Annotated in this window: 23 protein-coding genes, 1 other RNA gene and 2 pseudogenes; 9 read left to right on the forward strand and 17 right to left on the reverse strand. The window is 74.7% G+C overall.

Going from position 1 to position 24,378, the window contains the following annotated elements; translation table 11 throughout:
- The first annotated feature begins 56 nt into the window (after window positions 1-56).
- The 3 genes from JD77_RS03795 to JD77_RS03810 all read left to right on the forward strand — a co-directional run bounded on the left by JD77_RS03795 (window position 57) and on the right by JD77_RS03810 (window position 1,612).
- Window positions 57-833: a nucleotidyltransferase domain-containing protein gene (locus JD77_RS03795; RefSeq protein WP_145773059.1), complete on the forward strand. Its 777-nt coding sequence runs from the start codon at window positions 57-59 to the stop codon at window positions 831-833.
- A gap of 62 nt (window positions 834-895) precedes the next feature.
- Window positions 896-1,252, forward strand: a complete 357-nt coding sequence (locus JD77_RS03800; protein WP_246140516.1) for a hypothetical protein — start codon at window positions 896-898, stop codon at window positions 1,250-1,252.
- An 87-nt stretch (window positions 1,253-1,339) separates the two neighbouring features.
- Entirely contained in the window at window positions 1,340-1,612 is a 273-nt protein-coding gene (locus JD77_RS03810; RefSeq protein WP_145773061.1) for a hypothetical protein, read from the forward strand.
- Window positions 1,613-2,251: 639 nt separating this feature from the next.
- On the opposite strand, the gene JD77_RS03815 is transcribed toward JD77_RS03810, so the two are convergent.
- The 3 genes from JD77_RS03815 to JD77_RS03825 form a co-directional block, all read right to left on the reverse strand.
- Complete coding sequence (locus JD77_RS03815) at window positions 2,252-3,550, reverse strand: low temperature requirement protein A (RefSeq protein WP_145773062.1); 1,299 nt, start codon at window positions 3,548-3,550, stop codon at window positions 2,252-2,254.
- A gap of 272 nt (window positions 3,551-3,822) precedes the next feature.
- Window positions 3,823-4,239, reverse strand: an RNA gene (rnpB, locus tag JD77_RS03820) — RNase P RNA component class A.
- A 71-nt stretch (window positions 4,240-4,310) separates the two neighbouring features.
- Window positions 4,311-4,661, reverse strand: a complete 351-nt coding sequence (locus JD77_RS03825) for a hypothetical protein (protein WP_145773063.1) — start codon at window positions 4,659-4,661, stop codon at window positions 4,311-4,313.
- A 200-nt stretch (window positions 4,662-4,861) separates the two neighbouring features.
- On the opposite strand from JD77_RS03825, the gene JD77_RS03830 reads away from it, so the two are divergent.
- Window positions 4,862-5,623 (forward strand): sulfite exporter TauE/SafE family protein, encoded by a 762-nt coding sequence (locus JD77_RS03830; RefSeq protein WP_145773064.1) that lies wholly within the window; start codon window positions 4,862-4,864, stop codon window positions 5,621-5,623.
- 78 nt (window positions 5,624-5,701) lie between these two features.
- On the opposite strand, the gene JD77_RS03835 is transcribed toward JD77_RS03830, so the two are convergent.
- Window positions 5,702-6,934: an MFS transporter gene (locus JD77_RS03835; RefSeq protein WP_145773065.1), complete on the reverse strand. Its 1,233-nt coding sequence runs from the start codon at window positions 6,932-6,934 to the stop codon at window positions 5,702-5,704.
- 53 nt (window positions 6,935-6,987) lie between these two features.
- On the opposite strand from JD77_RS03835, the gene JD77_RS03840 reads away from it, so the two are divergent.
- Window positions 6,988-7,464 (forward strand): MarR family winged helix-turn-helix transcriptional regulator, encoded by a 477-nt coding sequence (locus JD77_RS03840; RefSeq protein WP_145773066.1) that lies wholly within the window; start codon window positions 6,988-6,990, stop codon window positions 7,462-7,464.
- 53 nt (window positions 7,465-7,517) lie between these two features.
- Here the strand turns inward: JD77_RS03840 and mctP are convergent, their stop codons facing one another.
- The 7 genes from mctP to JD77_RS03875 all read right to left on the reverse strand — a co-directional run bounded on the left by mctP (window position 7,518) and on the right by JD77_RS03875 (window position 14,483).
- Window positions 7,518-9,173, reverse strand: a complete 1,656-nt coding sequence (gene mctP / locus JD77_RS03845) for a monocarboxylate uptake permease MctP (protein WP_145777410.1) — start codon at window positions 9,171-9,173, stop codon at window positions 7,518-7,520.
- 58 nt (window positions 9,174-9,231) lie between these two features.
- Window positions 9,232-9,480 (reverse strand): DUF3311 domain-containing protein, encoded by a 249-nt coding sequence (locus JD77_RS03850; protein WP_145773067.1) that lies wholly within the window; start codon window positions 9,478-9,480, stop codon window positions 9,232-9,234.
- A 244-nt stretch (window positions 9,481-9,724) separates the two neighbouring features.
- Window positions 9,725-10,903, reverse strand: a complete 1,179-nt coding sequence (locus tag JD77_RS03855; RefSeq protein WP_145773068.1) for a bifunctional RNase H/acid phosphatase — start codon at window positions 10,901-10,903, stop codon at window positions 9,725-9,727.
- A 6-nt stretch (window positions 10,904-10,909) separates the two neighbouring features.
- On the reverse strand, window positions 10,910-11,647 hold the full coding sequence (locus JD77_RS03860) for a zinc ribbon domain-containing protein (RefSeq protein WP_145773069.1): 738 nt from the start codon (window positions 11,645-11,647) through the stop codon (window positions 10,910-10,912).
- Window positions 11,644-12,552 (reverse strand): Nif3-like dinuclear metal center hexameric protein, encoded by a 909-nt coding sequence (locus JD77_RS03865; RefSeq protein WP_145773070.1) that lies wholly within the window; start codon window positions 12,550-12,552, stop codon window positions 11,644-11,646. The genes JD77_RS03860 and JD77_RS03865 overlap by 4 nt, the downstream gene beginning before the upstream one ends.
- Window positions 12,553-12,654: 102 nt before the next feature.
- Window positions 12,655-13,257: a flavoprotein gene (locus tag JD77_RS03870; protein ID WP_145773071.1), complete on the reverse strand. Its 603-nt coding sequence runs from the start codon at window positions 13,255-13,257 to the stop codon at window positions 12,655-12,657.
- Window positions 13,254-14,483 (reverse strand): helix-turn-helix domain-containing protein, encoded by a 1,230-nt coding sequence (locus JD77_RS03875; RefSeq protein ID WP_145773072.1) that lies wholly within the window; start codon window positions 14,481-14,483, stop codon window positions 13,254-13,256. Before JD77_RS03875 ends, JD77_RS03870 begins: the two co-directional genes overlap by 4 nt.
- Window positions 14,484-14,726: 243 nt before the next feature.
- On the opposite strand from JD77_RS03875, the pseudogene JD77_RS03880 reads away from it, so the two are divergent.
- Both JD77_RS03880 and JD77_RS03885 read left to right on the forward strand, forming a co-directional pair.
- Window positions 14,727-15,397, forward strand: a pseudogene (locus JD77_RS03880) (bifunctional DNA primase/polymerase).
- 542 nt (window positions 15,398-15,939) lie between these two features.
- Window positions 15,940-16,197 (forward strand): DUF3040 domain-containing protein, encoded by a 258-nt coding sequence (locus JD77_RS03885; RefSeq protein WP_145773073.1) that lies wholly within the window; start codon window positions 15,940-15,942, stop codon window positions 16,195-16,197.
- Here the strand turns inward: JD77_RS03885 and JD77_RS03890 are convergent.
- Together JD77_RS03890 and JD77_RS03895 are read right to left on the reverse strand one after the other, a co-directional pair.
- A complete protein-coding gene (locus tag JD77_RS03890; RefSeq protein WP_145773074.1) occupies window positions 16,192-17,283 on the reverse strand; it encodes an SWIM zinc finger family protein in 1,092 nt (363 codons plus the stop codon). The genes JD77_RS03885 and JD77_RS03890 overlap by 6 nt on opposite strands.
- Window positions 17,280-20,448: pseudogene (locus tag JD77_RS03895) on the reverse strand (SNF2-related protein). Before JD77_RS03895 ends, JD77_RS03890 begins: the two are co-directional and overlap by 4 nt.
- 63 nt (window positions 20,449-20,511) lie before the next feature.
- On the opposite strand from JD77_RS03895, the gene JD77_RS03900 reads away from it, so the two are divergent.
- Window positions 20,512-21,384: a carbohydrate kinase family protein gene (locus JD77_RS03900; RefSeq protein WP_145773075.1), complete on the forward strand. Its 873-nt coding sequence runs from the start codon at window positions 20,512-20,514 to the stop codon at window positions 21,382-21,384.
- A gap of 27 nt (window positions 21,385-21,411) precedes the next feature.
- Here the strand turns inward: JD77_RS03900 and JD77_RS03905 are convergent, their stop codons facing one another.
- A complete protein-coding gene (locus JD77_RS03905; RefSeq protein ID WP_145773076.1) occupies window positions 21,412-21,936 on the reverse strand; it encodes a DinB family protein in 525 nt (174 codons plus the stop codon).
- 85 nt (window positions 21,937-22,021) lie between these two features.
- Between JD77_RS03905 and JD77_RS03910 the strand changes: the two genes are divergently transcribed.
- Entirely contained in the window at window positions 22,022-22,225 is a 204-nt protein-coding gene (locus JD77_RS03910; RefSeq protein WP_145773077.1) for a hypothetical protein, read from the forward strand.
- A 31-nt stretch (window positions 22,226-22,256) separates the two neighbouring features.
- Here JD77_RS03910 and JD77_RS03915 read toward each other — a convergent pair whose 3' ends face one another.
- From JD77_RS03915 to JD77_RS03925, 3 genes are all read right to left on the reverse strand, one after another.
- Window positions 22,257-23,408, reverse strand: a complete 1,152-nt coding sequence (locus JD77_RS03915) for a polysaccharide pyruvyl transferase family protein (RefSeq protein ID WP_145773078.1) — start codon at window positions 23,406-23,408, stop codon at window positions 22,257-22,259.
- Between the two features lie 71 nt (window positions 23,409-23,479).
- Window positions 23,480-23,749 carry a GNAT family N-acetyltransferase gene (locus JD77_RS03920; RefSeq protein WP_211372479.1) on the reverse strand — a complete coding sequence of 90 codons (270 nt, stop codon included), beginning with the start codon at window positions 23,747-23,749 and terminating at the stop codon, window positions 23,480-23,482.
- A complete protein-coding gene (locus tag JD77_RS03925; protein ID WP_387227062.1) occupies window positions 23,746-24,285 on the reverse strand; it encodes a TetR/AcrR family transcriptional regulator in 540 nt (179 codons plus the stop codon). Before JD77_RS03925 ends, JD77_RS03920 begins: the two co-directional genes overlap by 4 nt.
- Between the last annotated feature and the right edge of the window lie 93 nt (window positions 24,286-24,378).

The following is a 24,378-nucleotide window of genomic DNA, read 5'->3' on the forward strand; positions in this document are numbered from 1 at the left end:
CCCGGAGCCGAATCCCCGCCCGCGTCCACCGGCCGGCCGCCGCGCCACAATGCGGCATGGACACTGACGTACGGCAGTACCTGGCGGACCTGGTCGCGGCGGCCCGGGACGTGCTCGGCGGCGACCTGGTCGGGGCGTACGCGGCCGGCTCGGTCGCCCTCGGCGCGTACCAGGTCGGGCGCAGCGACGTCGACGTGGCGCTGGTCTGCGCGGACGCACTGGACGACGGACACAAGCGGGAGCTGGTGGCCCGACTGCGGCACGAGGCGCTGCCCTGCCCGGCCCGGGGGCTGGAGCTGGTCGTCTACCGCCGGGAGGTGGCCGGCTCCGGAACCCCCGAGCCGGGGTTCGAGGTGGAGTTGAACACCGGCGCGCGGATGCCGTTCCGGGCGACCTGGTCAGGCGACGAACGGGCGGCCGCCGACGGCCGGTTCTGGTACGGGCTGGACCGCAGCATCCTGCACCAGGACGGGCTGGCCCTGCTCGGGCCGCCGGCCGAGGAGATGTTCGCCGACCTGTCGCCGGCCGACCTGCGCCGGCTGCTGGTCGAGGCGCTGACCTGGTGGCTCGCGCTCCCGACGCCGCCCGGCGACGAGCCGGCGGCCGGGGCCGAGGACGCCGTGCTCGGCGCGTGCCGCTCGCTGGTGCGCTGCCGGGACGGCGTGTGGCTGCCGAAGGTGGCGGCCGGCCGCCGGCTCGTCGAGCGGGGCCACCCCGAAACGGCGCTGATCGAGCGGGCGATCGCCGTCCGGCTCGGCGGCCCGCCGCCGGGTGGCCGCGAGGCCCGGGACTTCCAGCGGGGCGTACGCGACGAGATCCGCGCGGCGATGTGACCGCCGCGCCGACCACGGGTGGCGCGTCCGGGAAGCTGCGACCGGTCGACGATGCTGGTGGCATGACGAACGCCGGCACCCCCTCGACGCGGACACTGCACCTCTACTGCCGGGTCGAGGTGACCGTCACCGACCCCGAGGCCCTCGCCGAGCACGGCGTCGCCGAGCTGCGGCGGGCAGACATCGACTGGGCGCGGGAGGAGGACGACGTCGAGTCGGCGGCCGACGAACTGCGACGCGACGTGGCCAGGTCACTCGCGTCCGTCGTGGACATCTCGGCCCTGGTGGAGGGCGTGCCGGGGGTCGAGTTCCGTGGCGGCCTGTGCCGCGCCGAACCCGGCCCACCCCGCGCCCGGCACACGGAGGCGGAGGCGGAGGCGGAGGCGGAGGCGGAGGCGGAGGCGGAGGCGGAACGGTAGTGGGCCCGATCCGCACGGCCGATCATACGATGGTTGTCGATCAGTCGTCGGATGCCGCCCGCGCCCGGGCCTCGCTACCGTCGGCCCATGAGCGGCGCACGGACGGCATGGGTGCTGGCCGGAGTGCTGCTGCTCGGCCTGGGCGTGGCCGCCGTCCTCCGGCTGCGCCGGCGCAGGACCGCCGCGCGGCCGGGCAGTCGCGAGGAGGCCCTCGAAGCGGCCCGGCACGCCAGCCGGCAGATCGCCCGCGACGTGCGGAGAACCCGTCGGGGCACCATCCGCGGCAAGGGTGGCGGGGGAAACGACGGCCTGGCCATCGACGCGGGCATCACGAGCGACGGCGGACCGGGCTCGGTCTGAGTCCCCGTTGCCGTTGGCGTGGCCGGCGGTGGCAGGGGCCGGAATGCCGCGACAACAGTGGGCGTACGCGATCGGGCCGGCTTCCGGGTCGACGTGCGGAGGCCACCGGCTCACGCGAAGTCGCGGTGTTCCGGTGGTCGGTTCACGGAACCCAGCGGCGGCCGGTACCGGTGGCGCCGGGGCGTGCGCACGCTCCCGAAGTTGTGCTCCGATACGCGGGTGATTCGCGCACGGTTGATCCGGTGGGTGACTCCAGGCAGGGCGGAGTGGTTCCTGCTTCTGGCCGCCCTGTCCACCGGGGGGCTTGCATGGAAGGCGGGTGCACCCCGGTGGGCGGCCCTGATCTTGTCGCTCGTTATCGCGCTGATGATTCGGCGGATGCGGCGGCAAGGTCACATCGAACGGGTTCTCGTGCGATGGCTTCACCGCGATGAGGAACCACCTGCATAGAACGGTGCGTACCGGTTGCGTGCCCGGTGCTGCGGTGACCACTGGGTCGCCTCTGGGCCGCCCGGGCCGTCAAGCGGCGGCCTACGACGACCCGCAGCAACCGAAGAAACAGCAGGTCAGCCGCCATGTGACGGCGGCGGACATGGTCGGATGGTCAGCGATGCGTTCCGGTGGCGGCCGCCTGGACTCTTACGGGACAGCCCCTTCGCCCGAGTCGCTGTTGCCTCTGGCTGTGGGTTCGCCCTCCGCCTCCTCGAAGAGCGTCTGGCGCAGTCGCCACCGGTGCCGGCGACTGATGAAAAACTCGGTGCCAGCCGTCACCAGGCAGACCCCGGCAAGGCAGGCCAGGGCCTGCAGAGCAGGGAGCCAGGCGGTGACGGGCAGCAGGCCCAGCAGGAGCGCGGCGGCGGCGAGTCGGGGCCAGATGACGATAAGGAGGCCGTGACCGAGCCGCCCGTGGAACCCGGCGTGGGCGAGCAGGAACAGGGCGACGCCGCCGTACATCGTGTACCGCCCGGTGCGGTCGAGCGGCTCGCCGCGGTTGTAGGAGTGGACGGCCTCGATGAGGCCGGGCGTGTGTTTCAGTCCGAGGGAGAGCAGGATGATCCCTGCGATCATGGGTAGGTGCAGGTAGGTGTAGGCGTCCCGGGCGAGTCGTACCCGATGGATCGGGTCGGCGGTGCGCAGTGCGTGCTCTCCGACGAGCGTGGAGAGGTCGAAGTAGATCCATTCGAGGGAGCCGACGATGACCGCGGCGAGCGCCGAGGCGAGGATGAAGCTCGCTGAGGCCTGCAGGTATTGGCCGGTGACGCCGATCGATACCAGCACCTCGCCCAAGGCCAGGATGATGATCAGATTGTGTCGCTCGGCCCAGTGCCGGGCGGAGAAGATCTGCCGAGACACGGGTAGCGCCATCCCGACGCCGTAGTCGATGCCGATGGCCAGTACCCACAGGGCTATCTGGCCGGCCAGCGTTGTCACGCTGGCGAGCCCGGCCAGCGGCAGCAACGCGGCACCGAGCAGGAGGCCGATGGCGGCGAGCGCCGGCACGGTGAGCGACGCGATCTCGCGGCCCCGCAGGCTCGGCGTGGCGTACCAGCGCAGTCCCAGGTACAGAAGCCGGACTGTGGCGTAGCAGCCGACGAACCCGAGGGGGGCTGCCACGCTGCCGGAAACGCCCATGAACGCGTCCAGCGTGACAGCCGCCAGCACGAACATCACCGGCGTTGCCGCCAGCAGGGTGAACCTGGTGAGGCCGTAGTTTCCCCGTACCCGGTTGCTCAGCCAGGCGAAGAGCGACCACAACCACCAGAGCAGGGCCAGGACAAGCAGCCCGTGCGCGATACCGAGCCCACCCTTGTCGGCGGTCATCAGCGTGGTGACCTGAATGAACGCGAAGACGAACACCACGTCGAAGAAGAGCTCTGCGGTGGAGACGCGGGAACGTTCGGAGATCCGCCAAACGCCTGGGCGCAACCTCTGGACCATGGAAGCGTCCTCCCGCGATCAGGCCGAGCTGGCCCGGCGGCCACCCGTGTTGCACCCACGTCTCCTCGTCGCGGCAACTCGCTGTCTGCGGCTACCCCAGCCGACGCGCCGCAAACCGGTGGATCACTACGGTCCAGGATCAGGACGCCCCCAGGGCGTCAGGTTCGTCTCCAGGGCGTCGACCGCGGGCCAACGATGACCACCAACGCCCATAGCCAGCCCCACATACGACGAGGTCGCAGCCTTGATCGAGGCTGCGACCTGGTGGGCGACGGACGAGTCGACCTGTACGCCGGATTCTGTGCCCGACGCGTACCCCTCGCGGGGCCCGCGCCGGCGGCGGCCATCCATCTCGGCCTGCCGTCGCCGGCAGGCTCCAGCGGCCTACCCGCAGACATCGGGCGGGCAACCCTCAGGCGTCTGCGCGGACCGTCGCCTCGCGGTGACGGCCCTTTCTTGGCCTTGCTCCGGGTGGGGTTTACCGAGCCATCCCGGTCACCCGGGATGCTGGTGGGCTCTTACCCCACCGTTTCACCCTTACCGTCCCTTTCGGGGTCGGCGGTCTGTTTTCTGTGGCACTGTCCCGCGGGTCACCCCGGGTTGCCGTTAACAACCACCCTGCCCTGTGGAGTCCGGACGTTCCTCGGCGACGGGCCGGAGCCCGTCGACGCGACCGCCCGGTCGACTCGTCCGTCGCGCCCTCATCCTAACGACGCCGGCATCGGATCTATTGCGCGCCCACCACAGTCCTCGGGCGGTCTCAGGGGGACGGATCGCGAGGACGCCACGCCCTGTGTACGCCTACGCTCTTCCACGTGTTGCAGCTGCCGGTGCTCAGGAAGCAGACCCGGGTCAGCGCGGTCCAGTTTGTGTCGCCCGGCGTGCTCACGACGACGAAGTTGATGTCGGCGCAGCGGCTGCTGGTGGTGTAGTAGCCGGTGCTCGACGGGGTGAACGAGTTGCTCGAACCTCCGGTCAGCTGGTTGTTCCAGACCGAGCCGTCGTAGCAGGCGGCGGCCTGGGCCGGAACGGCGGGAACCGCCGCCATCGGAACGCCCAGGACCAGCGCGGCCACCGCTCCCCTGACCATCTTCGCGATGCGTTTCTTCATCCCTCCCCCATGGATGTGGCGTCCCTGCCGTCGCGGCGAGAGCCAACACGAACTCGCCCGTCCAGACCACGGAATGCAGGCGACGCGCTACGGACCGACCGCCAACATATCAATGCTCATCAATTGATTCCAGCACCCTGGCGCAGCCAGCGATGGCCGGACCGGGGCGGCGGGGCGTGGGGTACTAACCTCGGGGGACCATGGATTTTTCCGACGCCGCACTCCTGCTCGCCGCCGGTCTCGCAGCGGGCACGGTGAACGCGGTGGCCGGCGGCGGCTCGCTGATCACCTTTCCGGCCCTGATCGCGACCGGCCTGCCGCCGGTGCCGGCGAACGTCACCAACTCGGTCTCGGTCTTTCCCGGGTACGTCTCCAGCGTGGCGGGCAGCCACATGGACCTGCCCCGCGGGCGGGCGCTGTGGGCGCTGCTGCCCACCACCGTCGCCGGCGCGGTGGCCGGCTGCCTGCTGCTGCTGGCCACGCCGGCCCGGGCGTTCGAGCTGGTGGTGCCGTTTCTGGTGCTGGGGGCCACCGCCGTGCTCGCGTTCCAGGATCCGCTGCGCCGACTGGTCGGCCACCCGGCGGACCTCGCCCCGCGCCGCCGCACCGTCACGGTGCAGGCCATGGTCGCGGTCGGCGCGGTGTACGGCGGCTACTTCGGCGCGGCGCTCGGGGTGATGCTGGTCGCCGGCCTGGCCCTGGTGCTGGACGCCACGCTGGCCCGGGTCTCGGCGATCAAGAACCTGCTGTCGGCCGTGGTGGGGCTGACCACGGTGGTGGTCTTCGCGCTGTTCGGCCCGGTGGACTGGGCCGCCGTGGCGGTGGTCGCCCCGGCGACCCTGGTGGGCGGCTACGCCGGGGCGCGGCTGGTGCGCCGGCTGCCGCCGGTGGTGCTGAAGACTATGGTCGTGGCGTTCGGCACCGTAATCGGCCTGTATCTGCTCTGGCGCGCGCTGCGCTGAATGGCGACAAAGACAGGCCGCCCCGCCGCGCGGGGAGCTGCGGCGCGGCGGGGCGGCCTGGTCGGGGGAACGGCAGGCTCAGTACGCCTCGCCGACCGGCTCCTCGGGGGCGCGCTCGGCTCCGGCGGCGGCCCGGTTCCAGCGCGACCAGAGCACCCGCTCGCCGTAGCCGGCGGCCATCACGTGCGCGAAGGCGAGGTAGACCAGCACGCCCACGCCGAGCACCCCGAAGCCGACCCAGAACGGCAGCGCCAGCCCGTGCTCGGCGAGCTTGCCGGAGATGATCGGGGCGGGGGCGGCGGCGCCCCAGCGGACCAGGTTGAACGCGCCGGTGGCCACCCGCCGGTCGCCGGAGCCGAGGCCGAGCGCCAGGTCGGTGAGGTTGGCGTTGGCCAGGCCCATGAACAGGCCGGAGAGCACGAGGACGGCCAGCGACTCGGCGGTGCCGCTCGACGTGGCGAAGAGGACCATGCAGACGAGCAGGCCGACGACGGCCACGCCGACGGTCTGCACCGCCCCGATGCGGTGGGCGAGCCGGTGGCCGACCAGCAGGATGCCGGCGGCCAGGCCGAGGCCCCAACCGGTGAACGCCAGGCCCAGCGGGACGACGTCGAGGTGGAGGAACAGCGGCGTGTAGCCGAGCACGACGAAGAACACGAAGTTGTACGCGGCGGTCACCACGCAGAGGGTCACGAACGCCGGCTTGCGGTAGGTCGAGAAGATCTCGCCGACGCGTACGGGCGCCTGCCGGGTGGCCGGCTCGCGGAGCCGGCGGGCCGCGACGGCCAGCGCGAGCACCATGAACACGCCGCAGACGAAGAACGGCAGCCGCCAGCTGACCTCGCCGAGCAGGCCGCCGAGCAGCGGGCCGACGGCGAAGCCGAGGCCGAGCGCGGTCTCGAAGAGGCCGACGACCCACTCGCGGTCGTTGGCGAGGTTGACCAGCACCACCATGGCGGTGGCGAAGAACATCGCGTTGCCCAGGCCCCACACGCCGCGCAGCACGGACAGCTGCACGATGTCGTTGCTGAACGAGGCGAGGATGGCGGCCACGCCGACGACGGAGACGCCGGTGATCAGCACCGGCTTGAAGCCGAACCGGCCGCTGGCCAGGGTCGCCGGGATCATGCCGACGGCCATCACCGAGATGTACGCGGTGAACAGCAGCTCGACCTGCCAGGCGGTGACGCCGATGGCCTCGCCGATGGCGGGCAGGATCGGGTCGACGACGGCGATGCCGGCGATGGCGAGGAAGGCCACCAGCGTGGTGGCGTAGATGGCACTGCGGTTGGGCTCGGTACGCCGGTCCACTCCGCCTCCCAGGTAGCTGTATCGTACAGGTAATTTTCTTGTATCATACAGCTATGAGCGACGACCAGACGAGCGAACCCGAGCGGGACGAGGCCACCCTCGGCCGGATCGAGACCGAGGTGGCCCTGCTGATGCGGCTCGGCGAGGCCACCCGCCGGGCCACCGGCACCGCCGAGCACCGGGTGCTCGACCGGGCGGCGTACGTGATCCTGCGCCACCTGGCCGCCGCCGGCCCGCAGAACGTCTCCGCGCTGGCCGCCCGGCTCGATCTCGACGGCTCCACGGTCACCCGGCAGGTCTCCGCCATGCAGCGCGACGGCCTGATCGCCCGCACGCCGGACCCGAGCGACGGCCGGGGCACGGTGATCTCCCCCACGGCCGCGGGACTGCAGCGGATGGTCGCCGTCCGGGCGGCCCGTACCCGGCTGTACGGGGAGATCCTCGGCGACTGGACCGCCGACGACCGGGACACCCTCGCGGACATGCTCGCCCGCCTCAACCGGGCCCTGGAGGCCCGCACCCGCCGCTGACGGCGCGGACCGGACCGAGGGCCCCCGCCAGGAGCGGGAGCCCTCGTCACACGTCAGGCGACCGGTTCGGGGGCGGCGTCCGCGCCCGAGCGCGTGCCGGGGGTGACGCGGGGGTCGCCCTCGTCGGCGAAGTAGTCGTCCGGGCTGGTGCCGTCGGCGCCGTCGGCCACCCTCGCGGCCCGCAGGACGAGGGTCAGCAGGGCGGCTACCAGGCCGTTCGCCAGCACGGCGACGATCCCGACGTAGATCGTCTTCTGGGTGTCGAAGCCGAACTCGCCCAGCGGGAACGCCGAGCCGGCGAAGTGCTTCTTCCCGGTGGCCGGGTTGCCGATCTGGTAGAGCATCCACATGCCCAGGCCCATGCCGGCTACCCAGCCGACGACCAGGGCGCCCCGGTGGAACCACCGGGTGTAGAGGCCCAGGGCGACCGCCGGCAGCGTCTGGAGGATGATCACGCCGCCGATGAGCTGCAGGTCGATGGAGAACTGCGGGTCCAGGAAGACGATGCAGGCCACCGCGCCGACCTTCACCACCAGCGAGGTGATCTTCGAGACGTTCGCCTCCTGCGCCGGGGTGGCGTCCCGCCTCAGGTACTCCTTGTAGATGTTGCGGGTGAACAGGTTCGCCGCCGCGATCGACATGATCGCCGCCGGCACCAGCGCCCCGATGCCGATGGCCGCGTACGCGAGCCCGGCGAACCAGTCGGGGAACTGCTGGTCGAACAGCACCGGCACCACCGTGTTGCTGTCCACGGTGCCCTCCTTCGCCCCGGGCAACGGCTTGACGCCGGCCGCGATGGCCATGAAGCCGAGCAGCGCGATCAGCCCGAGCAGCAGGCTGTACGCGGGCAGCGCCGACATGTTCCGCTTTATCACGTCGCGGTTCCGGGTGGCGAGCACGCCGGTGATGCTGTGCGGGTAGAGGAACAGCGCCAGCGCCGAGCCGAACGCCAGGGTGACGTACTGGAGCTGGTTGTTGGCGTTGAGCAGGACGCCGTCGTTCGGGTTCGGCGTCGCGGCGAACTTCGCGTCGGCGGCGTCGAAGATCTCGCCCCAGCCGCCCAGCTTGTACGGCAGGTAGCAGACCGCCACCAGGATCACCACGTAGATCAGCGTGTCCTTGACGAACGCGATCAGCGCCGGCGCGCGCAGCCCCGACTGGTACGTGTACGCGGCCAGGATCGCGAACGCCACGATGATCGGCAGGTGCCGGGCGAGCGTGCTCTCCCCCGTGACGCCCATCGTCTTCAGCACCGCCTCGATGCCGACGAGCTGCAACGCGATGTACGGCATCGTGGCGACGATGCCGGTGATCGCGACGAGCAGCGCCAGCACCGGCGAGTCGAACCGGCTGCGGACGAAGTCCGCCGGGGTGACGAAGCCGTGCCGGTGCGAGACCGACCACAGCCGGGCCAGCACCAGGAACACCATCGGGTAGATCACGATCGTGTACGGCACGGCGAAGAACCCGGCCGCGCCCGCCCCGAACATCAGCGCCGGCACCGCCACGAACGTGTACGCCGTGTACAGGTCGCCGCCGATGAGGAACCAGGTGATCCAGCCGCCGAAGCTGCGCCCGCCCAGCCCCCACTCGTCGAGGTGGGCCATGTCCCGCGGGGCGCGCCACCGGGCGGCCACGAATCCCATCGCGCTGACCAGCAGGAACAGCATCGTGAAGACGATGATCTCGGTCAGGTGGTTCCGCCACATCACCGAACCACCTCCGTTCGCGACTGCGGGGCTCGCAGGCCCGGCTCACTCCTCGCACTCACCGGCCACCCCGCCTCTTCGTCATCTGGTACACCAGCGTGGTGGTCGCCACGCCGAGCAGGATGTAGGCCAGTTGCAGCCAGTAGAAGCGCGGGAAGCCGAGGAACCGCGGGGAGTCGGCGTTGAACAGCGCCGGGATCAGCGGGACCACGAGCGGCACGAACAACAACCAGTTCCAGGGGCTGCGGTCCTTCGCCCTCGCCCTGGTCGGCGCACTACCGGGCGCCTCCGGTTCGGCTTCGGCCATGCGACACACCTCCGGGGGTCGTATCTCGCCAGGTGACGGGCGGACGTTACGACCAAGTGACGCCGGTCACGCGATCGGTAACCGACGATGCGCCGAACGGCCGGCCGCCTGCGCCGAACGGCTCCCGCCCCGCCCCTTTCGCCCGCGCAGATTCACGGAAAGAGTGGCCATTCCGTGCGGAGTGACCACTCTTTCCGTGAAAGTGCGCGCCCCGGTCGGCGGTGGGGTGGGGTGGCGGAGTCGATCAGAGGGCCGCGAGGTGGGCGGTGTCGTTGACCGACCGGACCGCGACGCCGCCGTCGGGCCAGCGGTCCACCACGGAGATGCCGGCCGCGTCGAGGTAGAGCCGGTGCAGGAACGCGTCGCCGGCGGCGAGCGCGTCGCGCAGCACGAGCTTGATCGGCGAGACGTGCGAGACCACCACCACGGTCTCCCCCGGGTACGCCCGCAGCAGCGCGTCGGCGGCCCGGGCCGCCCGGGCCCCGACCTCGGTGAACGACTCGCCGTCGGGCGGGGCGACCCGGGTCGAGGCGAGCCAGGCGTCCAGTTCCCCCGGCCAGCCCTCGCGCACCTCCGCGAAGGTGCGCCCCTCCCAGGCGCCGAAGTCGCACTCGATCAGGTCGTCCATGCGGCGTACCGGGATGCCGCCGAGCGCCCCGGCGATGGCCTCGGCGGTCGCCGTACACCGGGACAGGGGCGAGCTGACCACGGCCGCGACGGCCGGGGCGAGCGCGGCCACCCGGGCGGCCGTGGCGCGGGCCTGGGCCCGCCCCCGCGCGGACAGGGGCACGTCACCACGGCCGGAGTAGCGGCGCTGCGCGGTGAACTCGGTCTCGCCGTGCCGGACCAGGATCAGCCGGGTGGCGGTGTCGCTCGGGCGCGGCTCCCAGGAGGCGGGGGCGGTGGCCGGGTCGGAGCCGGCGCCCCGGGTCGCGGCGCCGGCGGCGGCCTCGCGGGCGCGGTCGACCGCCTCGGGAGCGGCCGCCGCCCGCGGCGGCGCGGCGGCCCCGGCGGCGGCCGCGTCCATCGCGGCGTTGGCGAGGGCGTCCGCGTGCCGGTTGCGCTCCCGGGGGATCCACTGGAACCGGACGGCGGCGAACCGGCCGACCAGCGCCGCCGCCTGCGCGGCGAGCGGGCGCAGCCCCGGGTTCTTGATCTGCCAGCGGCCGCACATCTGCTCGACCACCAGCTTCGAGTCCATCCGCGCGTCGACCTCGGCGGCGCCCAGCTCGGCGGCGGCCTCCAGGCCGGCGATCAGCCCCCGGTACTCGGCGACGTTGTTGGTGGCCACGCCGATCGCCTCGGACCGCTCGGCCAGCACCTCGCCGCTGGCCGGGTCCCGGACCACCGCGCCGTAGCCGGCCGGGCCGGGGTTGCCCCGGGACCCGCCGTCGGCCTCGACGACGACCGCGCGCACCGCCATCGCGGGCTACAGTCCCGACTCGTTGGTGCGGACCATGATGCGGCGGCACTCCTCGCAGCGCACCACCTCGTCGGGGTCGGCCCGGCGGATGCGGGCCAGGTCGGCGCCGGAGAGCTCCAGCCGGCAGCCGCCGCAACGGGCGCCGGTCAGCAGGGCCGCGCCGAGCCCGGTGTCCTCGCGGATACGGTCGTAGAGCGTGACGAGGTCGGTCGGGAGGTCGCCGGCGAGCGGCTGCCGGGCGCTGCGCTTGAACTCCTCCTCCTTGGCGATCTCGGCGAGGCTGTCGTCGCGGCGCCGCTCGGCCGCCGCGCGCCGCTCGCGCGCCTCCGCGATCCGCCGCTCCACCCCGTCGAGGGTGGCCTGGGCGGTCTCCCGCTGCTCCATCAGCTCCAGCTCGGCGTCCTCCAGGTCGCTCTGCCGGCGGTTGAGGGAGACCAGCTCGTGCTGGAGCGCCTCCAACTCCCGGGCCGGGCCGGTGCCGGCGGCCAGCCGCGCCTCGTCCTTGCTCTTGCGGGCGCGGACCTGGTCGACGTCCTTCTCCAGCCGGGCGATGTCCCGGTCCAGGTCGTCGACGGCCACCTGGGCGCGGACCCGCTCGTCCTCCAGCGCCGACAGCTCCCGGGCCAGGGCCTCCAGCTCGGCGTGCTCGGGCAGCGACCGGCGGCGGTGGGCGAGCTGGGCGAGGGCGGTGTCGATCGCCTGGAGGTCGAGCAGGCGGCGCTGGACCTTCGGGTCAGCCTTCACGGGCGGGGCTCCTTGTCGTCCGCGGCGGGTGCGGGGTAGGGGGCGGCCGATCCGGGACCGGCGCCGGGTGCGGCGGCGTGCACGGTCCACGGGTCGGTGTCCAGGTCGGACACCGTGGTCTCGACGCCCAGTTCCGCCCGCAGGAGGGCGGCCAGGTCGTCCAGCCAGGGTCGTTCGGTCGCCCAGTGGGCGGCGTCCAGGAGGGCGGGACCGTCGCCGGCGAGGTGCTCGCCGGCGGGGTGGTGGCGCAGGTCGGCGGTGAGGTACGCGTCGACTCCCGCCGCGGTCGCCGCCGCGAGGAACGAGTCCCCCGAGCCGCCGCTGACGGCGAGGGTGCGGATCGTGCGCCCCGGGTCGCCGGCGGCGCGGACCCCCCACGCGGTGGCGGGAAGGACGGCCGCGGCGTGCCGGGTCAGCTCGGCGAGGGTCATCGGCCGGGGCAGCTCGCCGATCCGGCCGATCCCCCGGCCCCCGCCGGCGGCCGGCGAGCCCGGCCGCCGGGGCTGCAACGGGCGCAGCCCGGTCAGCCCGAACCGCGCGGCCAGGGCGTCGGAGACGCCGGGGTCGGCCACGTCGGCGTTGGTGTGCGCCACGTACAGCGCCACGTCGGCCCTGATGAGCTGGTGGACGATCCGCCCCTTGTACGTCGTCGGGGCGACCGAGGAGACGCCGCGCAGCAGCAGCGGGTGGTGGGCGACGATCAGGTCGGCGCCGGCCGCGAGGGCCTCGGCGACCGTCTCGGGGACCACGTCCACCACGCAGGCCACCCGGCGCACCTCGGCGTCGGGCTCGCCGAGCACCAGCCCGACGCGGTCCCAGTCCTCGGCCCAGGCCGGCGGGTAGCGCCGCTCCAGCGTCGCCACGACGTCGGCCACGGTCGGCGGCGGGGCCGCGCTTGTGCTCACGGCGGGCCAGCTTACCGGCGTCGGCCGCGCGGCACGGCCTCGGCCGTTGACAGGGGCCCCTCGCACCACCGGAAGCGTCGACAAGGGGCCCCTGCTCCCACCTCAGGCGGCGGCGTCGACCTGGTACAGCCGGGCGCGGAGCGCGGCCAGGCCGACGCCCCAGGGGAAGCCGTGCAGGTGGCGCTCGCCGGCGCCGGGCGGATGCAGCGGGTAGACGTCGTCGCCGAAGCACACGTCCACCCCCCACTCGGTGAGCCGGGCCAGGCTGGCCCGGAACGCCGGGTGGGCGGCCATCGCGGCGTTGGTGAACGGCACCGCCACGATCGGCACGGCCATGCCCTGCGCCTCGACCAGCAGCCCGAGGGCGAGCGTGTCGGCGATGCCGGCCGCCCACTTGTTGACGGTGTTGACCGTGGCCGGGCAGACGATCATCGCGTCGGCGGTCGGCAGCACGTCCAGGTCGCCCGGATCCTTGTAGCGGCTGCGGACCGGATGGCCGGTCTGCCGGGCCAGCGCCGCCCGGTCGACGAACTTCGCGCCGTCCGGCGTGGTGACCACGCAGACGTCCCAGCCGTCCTGCTGCGCCAGCTCGACCAGCCGGTCGACGTGACCGGCCAGCGGCGAACCGCACGCGATGACGTAGAGCACCCGACGGTGTTCACTGCTGCGGTGCGGGCCGTTTCCTGCGGCCCCCACCACGCTCATACTCCCACTCCCATGTGCTCAGCCAACTCCGCGATCGGCGGAGGCGGCGCACCCCGTGTGCGACGCAGGACGTCCGACATCACCTCGTGGGCGATCGGGCGGCAGCGGATCTCCGAGGGCGCCAGCCGGTCGCCGCGCAGCAGCATCTCGCCGGCGTTGGCCACGTCGCCGAGCTGCGCGTAGCCCCGGGCCAGGTCGAGCAGGTGGTGGGCCCGGCGCTCGGGCAGCAGGGCGTTGAACGCGGGCTCGGGGAGGCTGCGGTGGTGCACCTCGACCGCCCGCCCGCCGTCGCCGAGCTCGACGGCGGCGGCGGCCCGGTGCAGCTCGACGTTGGTCGGGCCGAACGACGTCCAGTAGTGGTTGAAGTCCCCGCCGAGCAGGGTGGCCGCCTCCTGGGCGCCGTTGATCAGGTCGTCGACGGTCGCGGAGTCGCCGAGCCGGGCGGCGGCCATCGCGCCCTGCAGCAGCAGCAGGCCGTAGACCGAGAGGCGCTCAGGGGAGGAGTCGTTGAGGCCGCCGGGGCCGAGCCGGTTGGCGATGTTGACGTTGAGCTCCAGCGCCGGGCGGGCCCGGCCCATCGCCACCATCGCGTTGCAGACCCGGGTGGTGGCGATGCCGGCCAGCAGCGGGTCGTCGGCCCGCTGGGCGACTGCCATCGACCGGTCGGCGGCCAGCCACGCCAGCTCGCACTCACCGAGCTTGCGCAGCACGGAGGAGGCGATCTGGTAGACCTGCCCGAGCAGGTGGGCGGCCTCCCGGGCGTCGTCGCCGCCGTGGCCGGCGTCCGCGGCCTGGGCGTCGCGCAGCAGCTTCGGCAGCGCCCGCGTGAGCATCCCGTAGCGGCCGTACTGGTAGGTGAGCCAGGCGTGGTTGACGGCCTTGCGCATGTCCGTCAGCGGCGGGGGGTACGGGGCCGCGGCGAAGTAGGCGCTCATCGAGTCGTACCGCTCCAGGGCGGCCCGGATCTCCTGGACCTCGACCTGGTCGATGCAGTTCAAGGCGTCGGTCCGCCGCTCCGGGTCCTTGCCGAGCAGCAGCTGGACGTCGACCTGGAGGATGTCGGCTATCTCGTAGAGGACGGAGAACTTGTCGAGCCGGCGCACCCCGCGCTCGACCTTGTCCACCCAGCTCTTGGACTTGCCGAGCCGGTCGGCGAAGACCTGCTGGGACATCTTGCGCCGCCCGCGCCAGTAGGCGACCCGACGGCCTATCGGTAGCTCGTCCATCTCCTCATCCCTCCCCCCGGCCCCGACTCCGGCCGACCCCGGCCGGGCGCGGGTCACGCCCGACCGTTCGTACTGAGATTCTTCGCTGATCGCACAGTCTGTGCGTCAGCCGTGCGGACAGTCCTCTTAGTTTCGTGCAAGTTGCATGAGCCGTTCGCCAGGTCAACGATCGCGGGTTACGGCAGTGACGGTGCTCGACATATGGGCTGGCACCCACCGGCCGCGGGGAAGGAGTTGGGGCGAATGTGGAGGAACGTCGCACCGCGTGTCGCGCAACTGTCCCCGCTGGAGCGGGTCCGCCTGCGCCGGATCGCCGTCCGCTACGCCCTGCACGGCTGGGAGGTCACCCCGGGCGCCTGCCTGGCCCGCAGCCGCTTCGTCTGCGGACGGGCCGGCTGCCCCACCGTCGGCTGCCATCCCGCGCTGGAGGAGTGGCAGCAGGGGGCGAGCGCCGACCCGGCCCGGGTGGCGACCTGGTGGCGCAGCCGGCCGCACGGGGTACTGCTGCCCACCGGCCGGGCGTTCGACGTCCTGGAGGTGTCCGCCCACCTCGGCCGGCAGGCCCTCGACACGGTCAGGACGCACCCGGCCGGCGAGGGGTGCGCGGGCCGGTCGTGGTGACCCCGACCGGGCGGTGGATGTTCCTGGTCCGCCCTGGCGACCCGCTGCGCCCCGAGCTGGAGCACTGCTTCCACGTGGTCCGGCACGGCGTCGGCTCGTGGATACCGGCGCCGCCCACCCGGCTGCCCGAGGGGCCGGTCCGCTGGGCGGTCGCCCCGGAACAGGCCCGCTGGCGGCTGCCGGACTCCTACCTGGTGCAGAACGCGCTGGTCGAGGCGCTGCGGGCGGCCGGGGTGAGGCTGACCACCGAGCTGCTCCCCGGTCACCTGCCGCTGCCCCGGCGCGGCTGCTGAGCCGCGGCTGTCGGGCTGCCGACGCGGGCCCGACAGCGTCCCGGCGGCCCGGCGACTCGTTGACCCGTGCGGGGGCGCGACCGCGCCCGAGCGGGGGTCCGATGTCCAGGTACGACGCGCCGCGCCAGCCCGGTGGCGCGGAACCGCCACCGCACCGCCACCGGGGGCACCGCTGGCCCCCGAGCCGGCCGTGCGGCTCCCGCCCCGGTCGGCCCGGCCGCTGGGCTCCCGCCCGGCGGGCACCCGCCGCCCCGCCCGCTGACGATCGCGCACGCCGCGGGTTCCGCCCGTCCTCGTCGCCCGACAGGGACGACGCGTCCCGAGCCGGGCCGCGCGCGGCGTTTCGGCCCGGCCGACGCCGATGGCCCGTTTCGTTACCCGCCGGCCCCTTGGGCATCGACAAGCCTGCGCTGAGTCGCTCGTCCACACCGGCCCGCGCCGCCGCCCCGGCCGGCGAAAGTAGCAGCAGGGGCAGCGCGTGAGCCGCCTCCGCAGCGGGTATGCCGCCGGACCGCTGATACGCGTGAGGGGAAGGCACCGCCATGCTCAGCAAAGAGGATCAGCGCAGGTTCGAACAGATCACCCGTCAGCTCCGGGAGAGCGACCCGGAGTTCTTCGCCCGGCTGGACCACCGGACCCGGGCCCGGCGCGGCCGCTACCTGATGCTGTTGACCATCGTGCTGTGGGCCTCGCTGCCGGCGATGACCGTGCTGGCCGGCCGGCTGGCCGGCGCGGTCTGCGCGGTGGTGCTGCTGGCCAACGCCGCGCTCATGTGGAGGTTCCGGCGCCGATGGCTATGACCGCGCGGGCGGGTCCGGGACCGGCCCGGACTCCGCCGGCTCCGGGGACCCCGGCGGCCGGGACGACGGCCCCCGGTCCGTCTCCGGGCGGGGCCGGCCGAACTCCCGGTAGGCCCGGCGCAGCCGTTCCACCAGGCCCGGTCCGCCCAGCGCGGGCGCCGGGGCGCCGAGCTGCCGCAGCAGCAGGTCCGGCCCGGTCGCCAGGCTCGGCGGCCGGTCCGGCAGCGGGACCGGCGGCACCCAGAACCGGTCCACCGCGTCGGCCGGCGGGGCCGCGGGCAGCGCGGCGAGCGCCCGCGCGGCGCCGACCGCCGGCAGGGCGCGACCGTCCGCCCTGGACGGCCGCACCCGTATCCCGTCCGCCCGGTCGCCGTCGTCCGCCGTGGACGGCGCACGGCCCTCGGCCGCCCGGCCGTCGTCGCCCGCCGTGGGCGGCGCCGCCCGGCCGTCGGCGGCACGCAGGGCACGTAGGCGGTCCAGCAGGTCGGACCGGCGCCGGCCCCGCCAGTGCAGCAGCGCGAACGGGTCCGCGTCGAACGCCTCGGCGAGCAGGTAGAACGCCGCGGCGAGGTGCTTGCACGGTACGGCGAAGTCGGGGCAGCTGCACCGCTGGGCGAGCTCGTCGATCCCGGCCGGGAACAGGGGCGCGCCCGCGGCGACGAACAACTCCTCCAGCTCGGCCGGCAGGTCGCCGGCGAGCAGCCGGGCGCTGAAGAACGCCTGCGCCGCCAGTTCCGCCTCGACCCGGTCCCACAGCCGCGCCGGGAACGGGGCCAGCTCGATGCGCACCCGGTACGGCTCGGCCCGGGAGCCCTGCACACTCGCCGTCACCACGCCCGGGGCCACATCCAGGCTGAGCACCTGCCCGGCCCGCGCGTACGACCGGCCGCGGGTGAGCCGGGTGCCCAGCGCGAACGACTCCAGCACCTCCAGGAACCGCCGGGACCACCAGGACCGGCCGATCGCGCCCCGGGTGCTGCGGGCGCGCAGCCCGCCGTCCACCCGCCGCGGCCGGCCGTACTCGGCGAACCGGCCGGTGGAGGCGCCCCCGCCGGACGGCGCCGACCGCTCGGCGGGCGGCGTCACTCGACCACCGCCCCGGGCTCCAGCGCGAACAGCTCGCGCAGCTGCTCCGTGGACAGCTCGGTGACCCACTGCTCGCCCGCGCCCACCACGGACGCGGCCAGGCTCCGCTTCTCGGCGATCATCGCGGCGACCTTCTCCTCCACCGTGCCGGCGCAGACGAACTTGCGGACCTGCACCCGCCGGCGCTGACCGATCCGGAACGCCCGGTCGGTGGCCTGGTCCTCGACCGCCGGGTTCCACCACCGGTCGACGTGGACGACGTGGTTGGCCGCGGTCAGGGTCAGCCCGGTGCCGCCGGCCTTGAGCGAGAGCACGAACAGCGCCGGCCCGCCGTCGGACTGGAACCGGGCGACCATGGCGTCCCGGTCGGCCTTGCCGACGCCGCCGTGCAGGAAGAGCACCTCCCGGCCGAACCGGGCGGACAGGTGTCCGCGCAGCATCGCGCCGAACTCGGCGTACTGGGTGAACAGCAGGGCCTTCTCCCCCGCCGCGAGCACCTCGTCGAGGATCTCCTCCAGCCGGGCCAGCTTTCCCGACCGGCCGGCCAGGGCGGAGCCGTCGCGCAGCAGCTGGGCCGGGTGGTTGCAGACCTGCTTGAGCCGGGTCATCGCCGACAGCACGAGGCCGCGCCGCTCGATGCCGTCGCTGGACTCGATGCGCGCCAGCATGTCGTCGACCAGCGCCCGGTACAGCGACGCCTGCTCGGCGGTGAGGTTGCAGAGCACCTCCATCTCCAGCTTCTCGGGCAGGTCGGAGATGATCGACGAGTCGGTCTTGAGGCGGCGCAGCACGAACGGGCCGGTCATCCGGCGCAGCCGCTCGGCCGCCTCGGCGTCGCCGTGCCGCTCGATCGGCTCCGCGTACGCCTTGCGGAACGCGGCCGCCGGGCCGAGCAGCCCGGGGTTGGCGAACTGCATGATCGACCAGAGGTCGGCGAGCCGGTTCTCCACCGGCGTGCCGGTGACCGCCACCCGGTGCCGGGCGGGCAGCGCCCGGACGGCCTCCGCCTGCCGGGTCGAGGCGTTCTTGATCGCCTGCGCCTCGTCCACCACCACCCGGTGCCAGTCGATCCCGGCCAGGTCGACCGCGTCGCGGGCGGCGACCGAGTACGTGGTGAGCACCAGGTCCGCGGCGTGCACGGCGGCGACGAACGCCTCCCCCCGCGCCCGCTCGGCGCCGTGGTGCACGTGTACGCGCAGCCCCGGCGTGAACCGCGCGGCCTCCCGCTGCCAGTTGCCGACCAGCGACATCGGGCAGACCAGCAGGGTCGGACCCGCCTCGGGCGGGTCCCCGGCGAGCAGGGCGAGCAGCTGCACCGTCTTGCCCAGCCCCATGTCGTCGGCGAGCACCCCGCCCAGCCCGAGCGACTGGAGGAACGCCAGCCAGGCCAGCCCCCGCCGCTGGTACGGCCGCAGCGTCCCGGCGAAGCCCGGCGGCGGATCCAGCGGGGTGAGCCGGCGCTCGGCCTGCCCGGCGAGCAGGTCACCGAGCGCCCCGTCGGCGGTGACCTCCAGTACCGGCAGCGCGTCGTCGGAGTCGGCCTCGGCCAGGCCGAGCCGGAGCAGGTCGGCGACGGTCAGCTCGCCGGCAGACCGGAGCAGCCGCAGCCCGGCGGCCAGCCGCCGGGGGTCCAGCTCGACCCAGCGCCCGCGCAGCCGGACCAGCGGCGTCTTCAGCTCCGCCAGCGCGGCCAGTTCCTCCTCCGACAGCGGCTCGTCGCCGAGCGCCACCTCCCAGCGGTAGTCGACCAGCGCGTCCAGGCCCAGCCCGCCGGCCGCCGCGGCCACGGTGCCCGGCGCGGTCCGGCCGCGCGCCCGCAGCCGCGCCCCGAGCCGGGACGACGGCCGCTGCCACCAGGACGGCAGCAGCACCCCGAACCCGGCGGCGTGCAGCACCGGCGCCCCCTCGCGGAGGAACCGGTGCGCGCCGTCGGCGTCCAGGTGCAGCGCCTCCGGGGCGGCCGTGCGCAGGGCGGCGTCCAGCTCGGGCCAGAGCCGGCTGGCCCGGCCCAGCTCGGCCAGCAGGGTCTCCTGCGGCCGGTCGCCGAGGCCGTCGACCGTCGCCGGGGCCCGCCAGACGCGCCCGGCGTCGACCAGCAGGCTCGGCTCGTCGGCGGCCTGGAGCCCGAACTCGACCCGCCAGAGCGCCGCGTCGCCGGACGCCTCGACGAGGGCGCCCGCCCGCTCGTCCTCCCCGGCCAACTCCTCGGCGTGAGCCTCGGTGAACGGGTCGACGGCCGGTTCCACCAGGCGGAAGCTCGCCCGCACCGCGCCGCCGGCCGCGTCGCGCTGCCAGTCGTCCAGCTCGGCGCGCAGCGCGTCCAGGGCGGCGGGGTCGGCGGCGAAGCGGCCGTCGGGGCCGGTGAGGGCGGCCAGCCACGCGGGCACCGCGCCGGTCTGCCGGCCGCCCCGGGTGAGTACGGTCCGGGTGAGCGCGGCCCGGGCGGCGGCGTCGGTGAGCGCGTCGAGGGCGTCGGCGACCAGCTCGCCGGGCGACGGCCCGTCGGACGCGGCGCGGGCGGCCGGGGGCAGGGCCAGCGCCAGCGACCGCGCCCAGGCGGCGTCCGCGCCGGTGAGCAGGGCCGCCACACCGCCCGCGCCGGCACCGCCGCCCGGCGGGTCGTTGGCGCGTCGGGGGGCGTTAGCCCGTCGGAAGGCGTCGGCTCGTCGGGCGGAACGCGGTCGGCGCGGGTGCCTCGGCCGGGGCGACACCGGGCAGCACCCGGCCGCGGTGAACCAGGTCGGCGGCGAACTCGGCCACGTCGGCGAGGTGCCGCAGGGTGGCGCCGCACACCCCGGCGAGGTCGCCGGCAGCGCGCAGCAGCGCGAGCGCGTCGCCCGGGGCGTACCGGAGGGCGGGGGCGCGCCAGCCGGCGAGGGTGACCGGCCCGCGGACCGGTTCGTCGACGGCGGTCCGGACCAGCTCCGGGGAGTCGGCGGGCGAGCCCGCCCGGGTGGGCAGGCGCAGCAGCACCGAGCCGGCCCGCGCGGCCGGCGGGCCGGCGGCGAGGGCGGCGGCCAGCGTGGCGCGGTCGGCGGCGAACGGGTGGGGACGCTCGCGCGGCGCGCGGCCGGGCCGGCGCGGCGCGCGGGGCGGCAGGGCGCTGTCCTCCGCCCACACGGCGAGCCCCGCGCCGGGCAGCCACGCCCCGTGGATGACCAGCACCCGCTCCCCCTCGTCCAGACCCCGGCCCAGGATAGGCGGCGCGGCCGGGCTAGCGTCGGCGCCATGGTCGACCTGCTCGTGATCGGCGGTCTGGGGGTGGATCTGCGGGTGCGCGTGCCCGCGCTCCCGTTGCCCGCCGCCGACTCCCTCACCGTCCCCCCGATCGACCTGCGGATCGGCAACACCGGCGCCGGGGTGGCGCTGGCCGCGCGGGCGCTGGGCCTGCGGGTGACCGTCGTCGACGTGCTCGGCGCCGACCCGCCGGGCGCGGTGGTACGCGAGGCGCTGGACCGGGCCGGGGTGGGGACCGTGCTGGCCAGCGACCCGGGCGGGACCCGCCGGTCGGTGAACCTGGTCGACCCGGCCGGCCGCCGGATGTCGCTGTACGACCCCCGCCCGTGGCACGGGCCGCCGCCCTTCCCGCCGGAGCGGCTCGCCGCGCTGGCCCGGGACGCCGCGCACGTCCACCTGTCGATCATGGACTGGGTCGCCCCGCTGCTGCCCGCGCTGCGGGCCGGCCTCCGCGCGGGGGTACGCCTGTCGACCGACCTGCACGACTGGGACGGCGACAACCCCTACCACCGCCCGTTCGCCGACGCGGCCGACCTGGTCTTCGTGAGCGGGGTCCGGCTCGGCGACCGGGCCGCGGCGCTCGCCGCCGGGCTGGCGCCCCGGACCGCGGTGGTGACCCGGGGCGGCGACGGCGCGGAACTGTTCGACGGCGGCGGCGCGCCCGCCCGGGTGCCCGCGGCGGCGCCGCCGGGGCCCGTCGTGGTCACCAACGGCGCCGGGGACGCGTTCGCCGCCGGCCTGATCGCCGCCCGGCTGCGCGGGGCGGGCCTGTCCGACGCGGCGGCGTACGCGGCGCGGGTGGCCGCGGCGGCCTGCGCCCACGACGGCATGGAGTACCCGGCGGGGCTGCTGCCGCCCGCGTGAGCGCGTCGCGCCGTCGCCGGGGGCGGGTCAGAGCGCGCCGGTCGAGCCGTCGGTCAGCTCGCGCAGGATGTCCGCGTGGCCCGCGTGCCGGGCGGTCTCCTCGATCAGGTGGGTGAGGATCCAGCGCAGCGAGACCTCGCCGAGCTGCGGATGGGGCACGACGTGGTCCAGGTCGAAGCGCGCGGCGATCTCGCGGGAGCGGGCGCAGGCCCGCTCGTAGCCGGCCGCGAGGGACTCGACGGTGTCGGACTCGGCCAGGGCGAAGCTCGCCGTCGCCTCCTCCTCGCTGGTCAGGTAGACGTCGCCGGGCCCCGGATCGAGCAGGCAGACGAACCAGTTCCGCTCGACCAGGGCCAGGTGCCTCAGCAGGCCGCCCAGGGTGGTCGCGGACGGCACCAGCCGGCGCCGGGCGTCCGCGTCCGTGAGGCCGCGCACCTTGCGCAGCACGATCGCGCGCTGGAGGTCGAGGAACGATTCGAGCACCGCGCGCTCGGCGCCGGCGCGGGCCCGCACCACCGGCTCGACGACAGGATCGACAGGTATCTCCACCATCCATGAACGGTAGCCCGGCGGCAGCGGCTCGGGGCGACACGGCCATCGCCCTGCGGGGCGACCGCCGCCGGGGCAGGATGGGCCCATGGCAGCATCGGTAGAGATCCCGTTGGCTGGCGGCGCGGCCGACGGGCAGACGGTCACGGTCGAGCTGGACAGCAACGGCCGGCCGCCGCTGACCCACCACCACCTCGGGGAGCGGGGGCTGGCCGAGGCCGACATCTACGAGCTGGAGTCGGCGGGCGACCGGGACGGGTGGCTCTACCGGTGGCGCGGCCGGGCCGCCTGAGCCGGCGGTTCTCCCCCACCTCCGCCCGGGCTCAGGTGCGGCTCGGCGCCCCCAGCTTCCGGGAGCGCAGGCTCGCCAGCACCGCGCCGGTCACCTGGGAGGTGCCCCGGGCCTGCTCGCACACGTCGGCCACCCGGCGGGCGGTCTGCGCGGCACGGTGTTCCCGCTCGTCCCAGAGCCGGTCGACCTCGGCCAGCAGCGGCCCCTCCACCTCCCGTTCCACCCCGCGCAGCGCCGGCACGCCGAGCCGCTGCGCCAGGTCGAAGACCTTCCCGGCGTACGGCAACGGCAGGAACGGCGTGCCCACCATCGCCGCGAAGATCAGGAAGTGCAGCCGCATGCCGACGGCGAGGTCGAAGTGCCGCATCAGCCCGAGCACCTGTCGGGGCGAGTAGCCGCCGTGCAGGATCCGGCCCCGCTCGGCGGCGGTCATGTGCGACATCACCCCGTGCGAGTGCCGGATGTCGTCGCGCTCCATCGGGACGAAGAGCACGTACGCGTCGATCCGGTTGATCAGGAAGTCGGCGATCTGGGCGATCAGCCGGTGGTAGCCGTCCACGTCGAGCCGCTCGGCGGCCCGGCCCGGCTCGCGGACGCTCATCCCGACCAGTCGCTTGCCGGCCGGTACCCCCTCCTCGCGCAGCAGCCCCTCGGGGAACTCCTCCGGCTCGAGCAGGAACGCGGGGTCGGCGGTGACCGTGACAGGGTTGGTCAGTCCGGCCTCCTCCAGCACCATCCGGGACTCCTGGTCCCGCACGGTCACCTCCACGGCGCTGGCCAGGGTCTCCCGGACCATCCCCGTGTCCACCCCGTCCGAGAGCGGGCCCACCCCGACCGCGTACGTGAGCAGGGGCAGCCCCCGCTCCTGGGCGACCCGGACCACCCGCAGGTAGCGGCGGGCCTCCCGGTCGTAGAGGATGCCGCCGCCGCCGAGGATCAGCAGGTCCAGCCCGGCGAGCACCTGCGCCGAGTCGACGCGGCTGACCCCCTCCCAGGGCACCGCCTGGACGTCGGGGTGCTCCCTGGCGGTGTGCTCCGGGTTGCGGGAGAAGACGACGATCCGCGCGTCCGGTTCGTGGTGTCGCAGGTCGGCCAGGAGGCCGGTGAGGATCGCCTCGTCGCCGAGGTTGCGCCCGCCGTACGAGCCCAGCACACCGATCGTCAGCCCGGTGCGGTCCGCCATCGCCTCGCTCCTCCCAGCGGGGTACCTTCCGCGTGGCGTTCCCGCTGGGCCGGGGGGCATGCCCGGGGCGGTCAGCGCGGCGGGGCCTCCCCGGCGTCCGAGGTGAGCGGCTTGCGCATCTGCTGGTTGGTGACCTCGAAGCCCAGGCTCTCGTAGAGCCGGATCGCGCCGGTGTTGTGGGCGAAGACGTTCAGTCTGAGCTGGTCGTACCCGAGCCGGGCGACCTCGGCCTCGGCGAGCTGGATCATCCGCCGTCCGTGCCCGCGTCCCCGGTGCGCCGGGTGTACCTCGATGTGGTGGATCCGGGGCAGGCTCGGGCGGCCCGGGGCCGGCAGGCTCACCCAGATCCAGCCCACCCCCGCCCGCCGACCAGGCGGGACACCAGGGCGGACACCACCTCGTCGAGGTCGAAGCCGGCGTCGATCGAGGTGGTGAGCAGGTCGAGCAGCAGCCCGTCCACCGCATAGTGGAGCAGGGCGACCTCGAACGCGCCACCCGGTAGCCCGGCGGCGACGTGGAACGCGACGTCGTCGGTGTACCCCTGGCGCAGCACGGCGGCGAGGCCGCGGTTCAGCTCCGGGCGCCGCGCCGCCTCCAGGCGCAGCTCGATGAGCGCCCGGGTGACGTCGGGCTCCCGGGTGGTGCGCGCGACGACGTACCGCAGGTAGTCGGTGACGAGGGCGAGCGAGGGCTCGCGGCCGGCCAGCTCGGCGAGGACGGCCTCGTCCGGGGCGTACCGCTCGAAGATCCGCTCGGCGAGCGCGCCGAGCAGCGCCTCCCGGCTCGGAAAGTAGTTGGAGGCGGTGCCGGTCGGCACCCCCGCCTCGGCGTCCACCGCGCGGTGGGTGAGCCCCCGCGCGCCGGCGGCGGCGAGCACGCGCAGCTCCCACGTTCAGCCACCCGCACTTCGGCCTCGACCAGCCCACCGGCCGGTTCGACACGGTGTTGATGGGCCGCGGCACCTACGAGC

It is taken from the genome of Micromonospora olivasterospora (genome assembly GCF_007830265.1).
Classification (GTDB): domain Bacteria; phylum Actinomycetota; class Actinomycetes; order Mycobacteriales; family Micromonosporaceae; genus Micromonospora; species Micromonospora olivasterospora.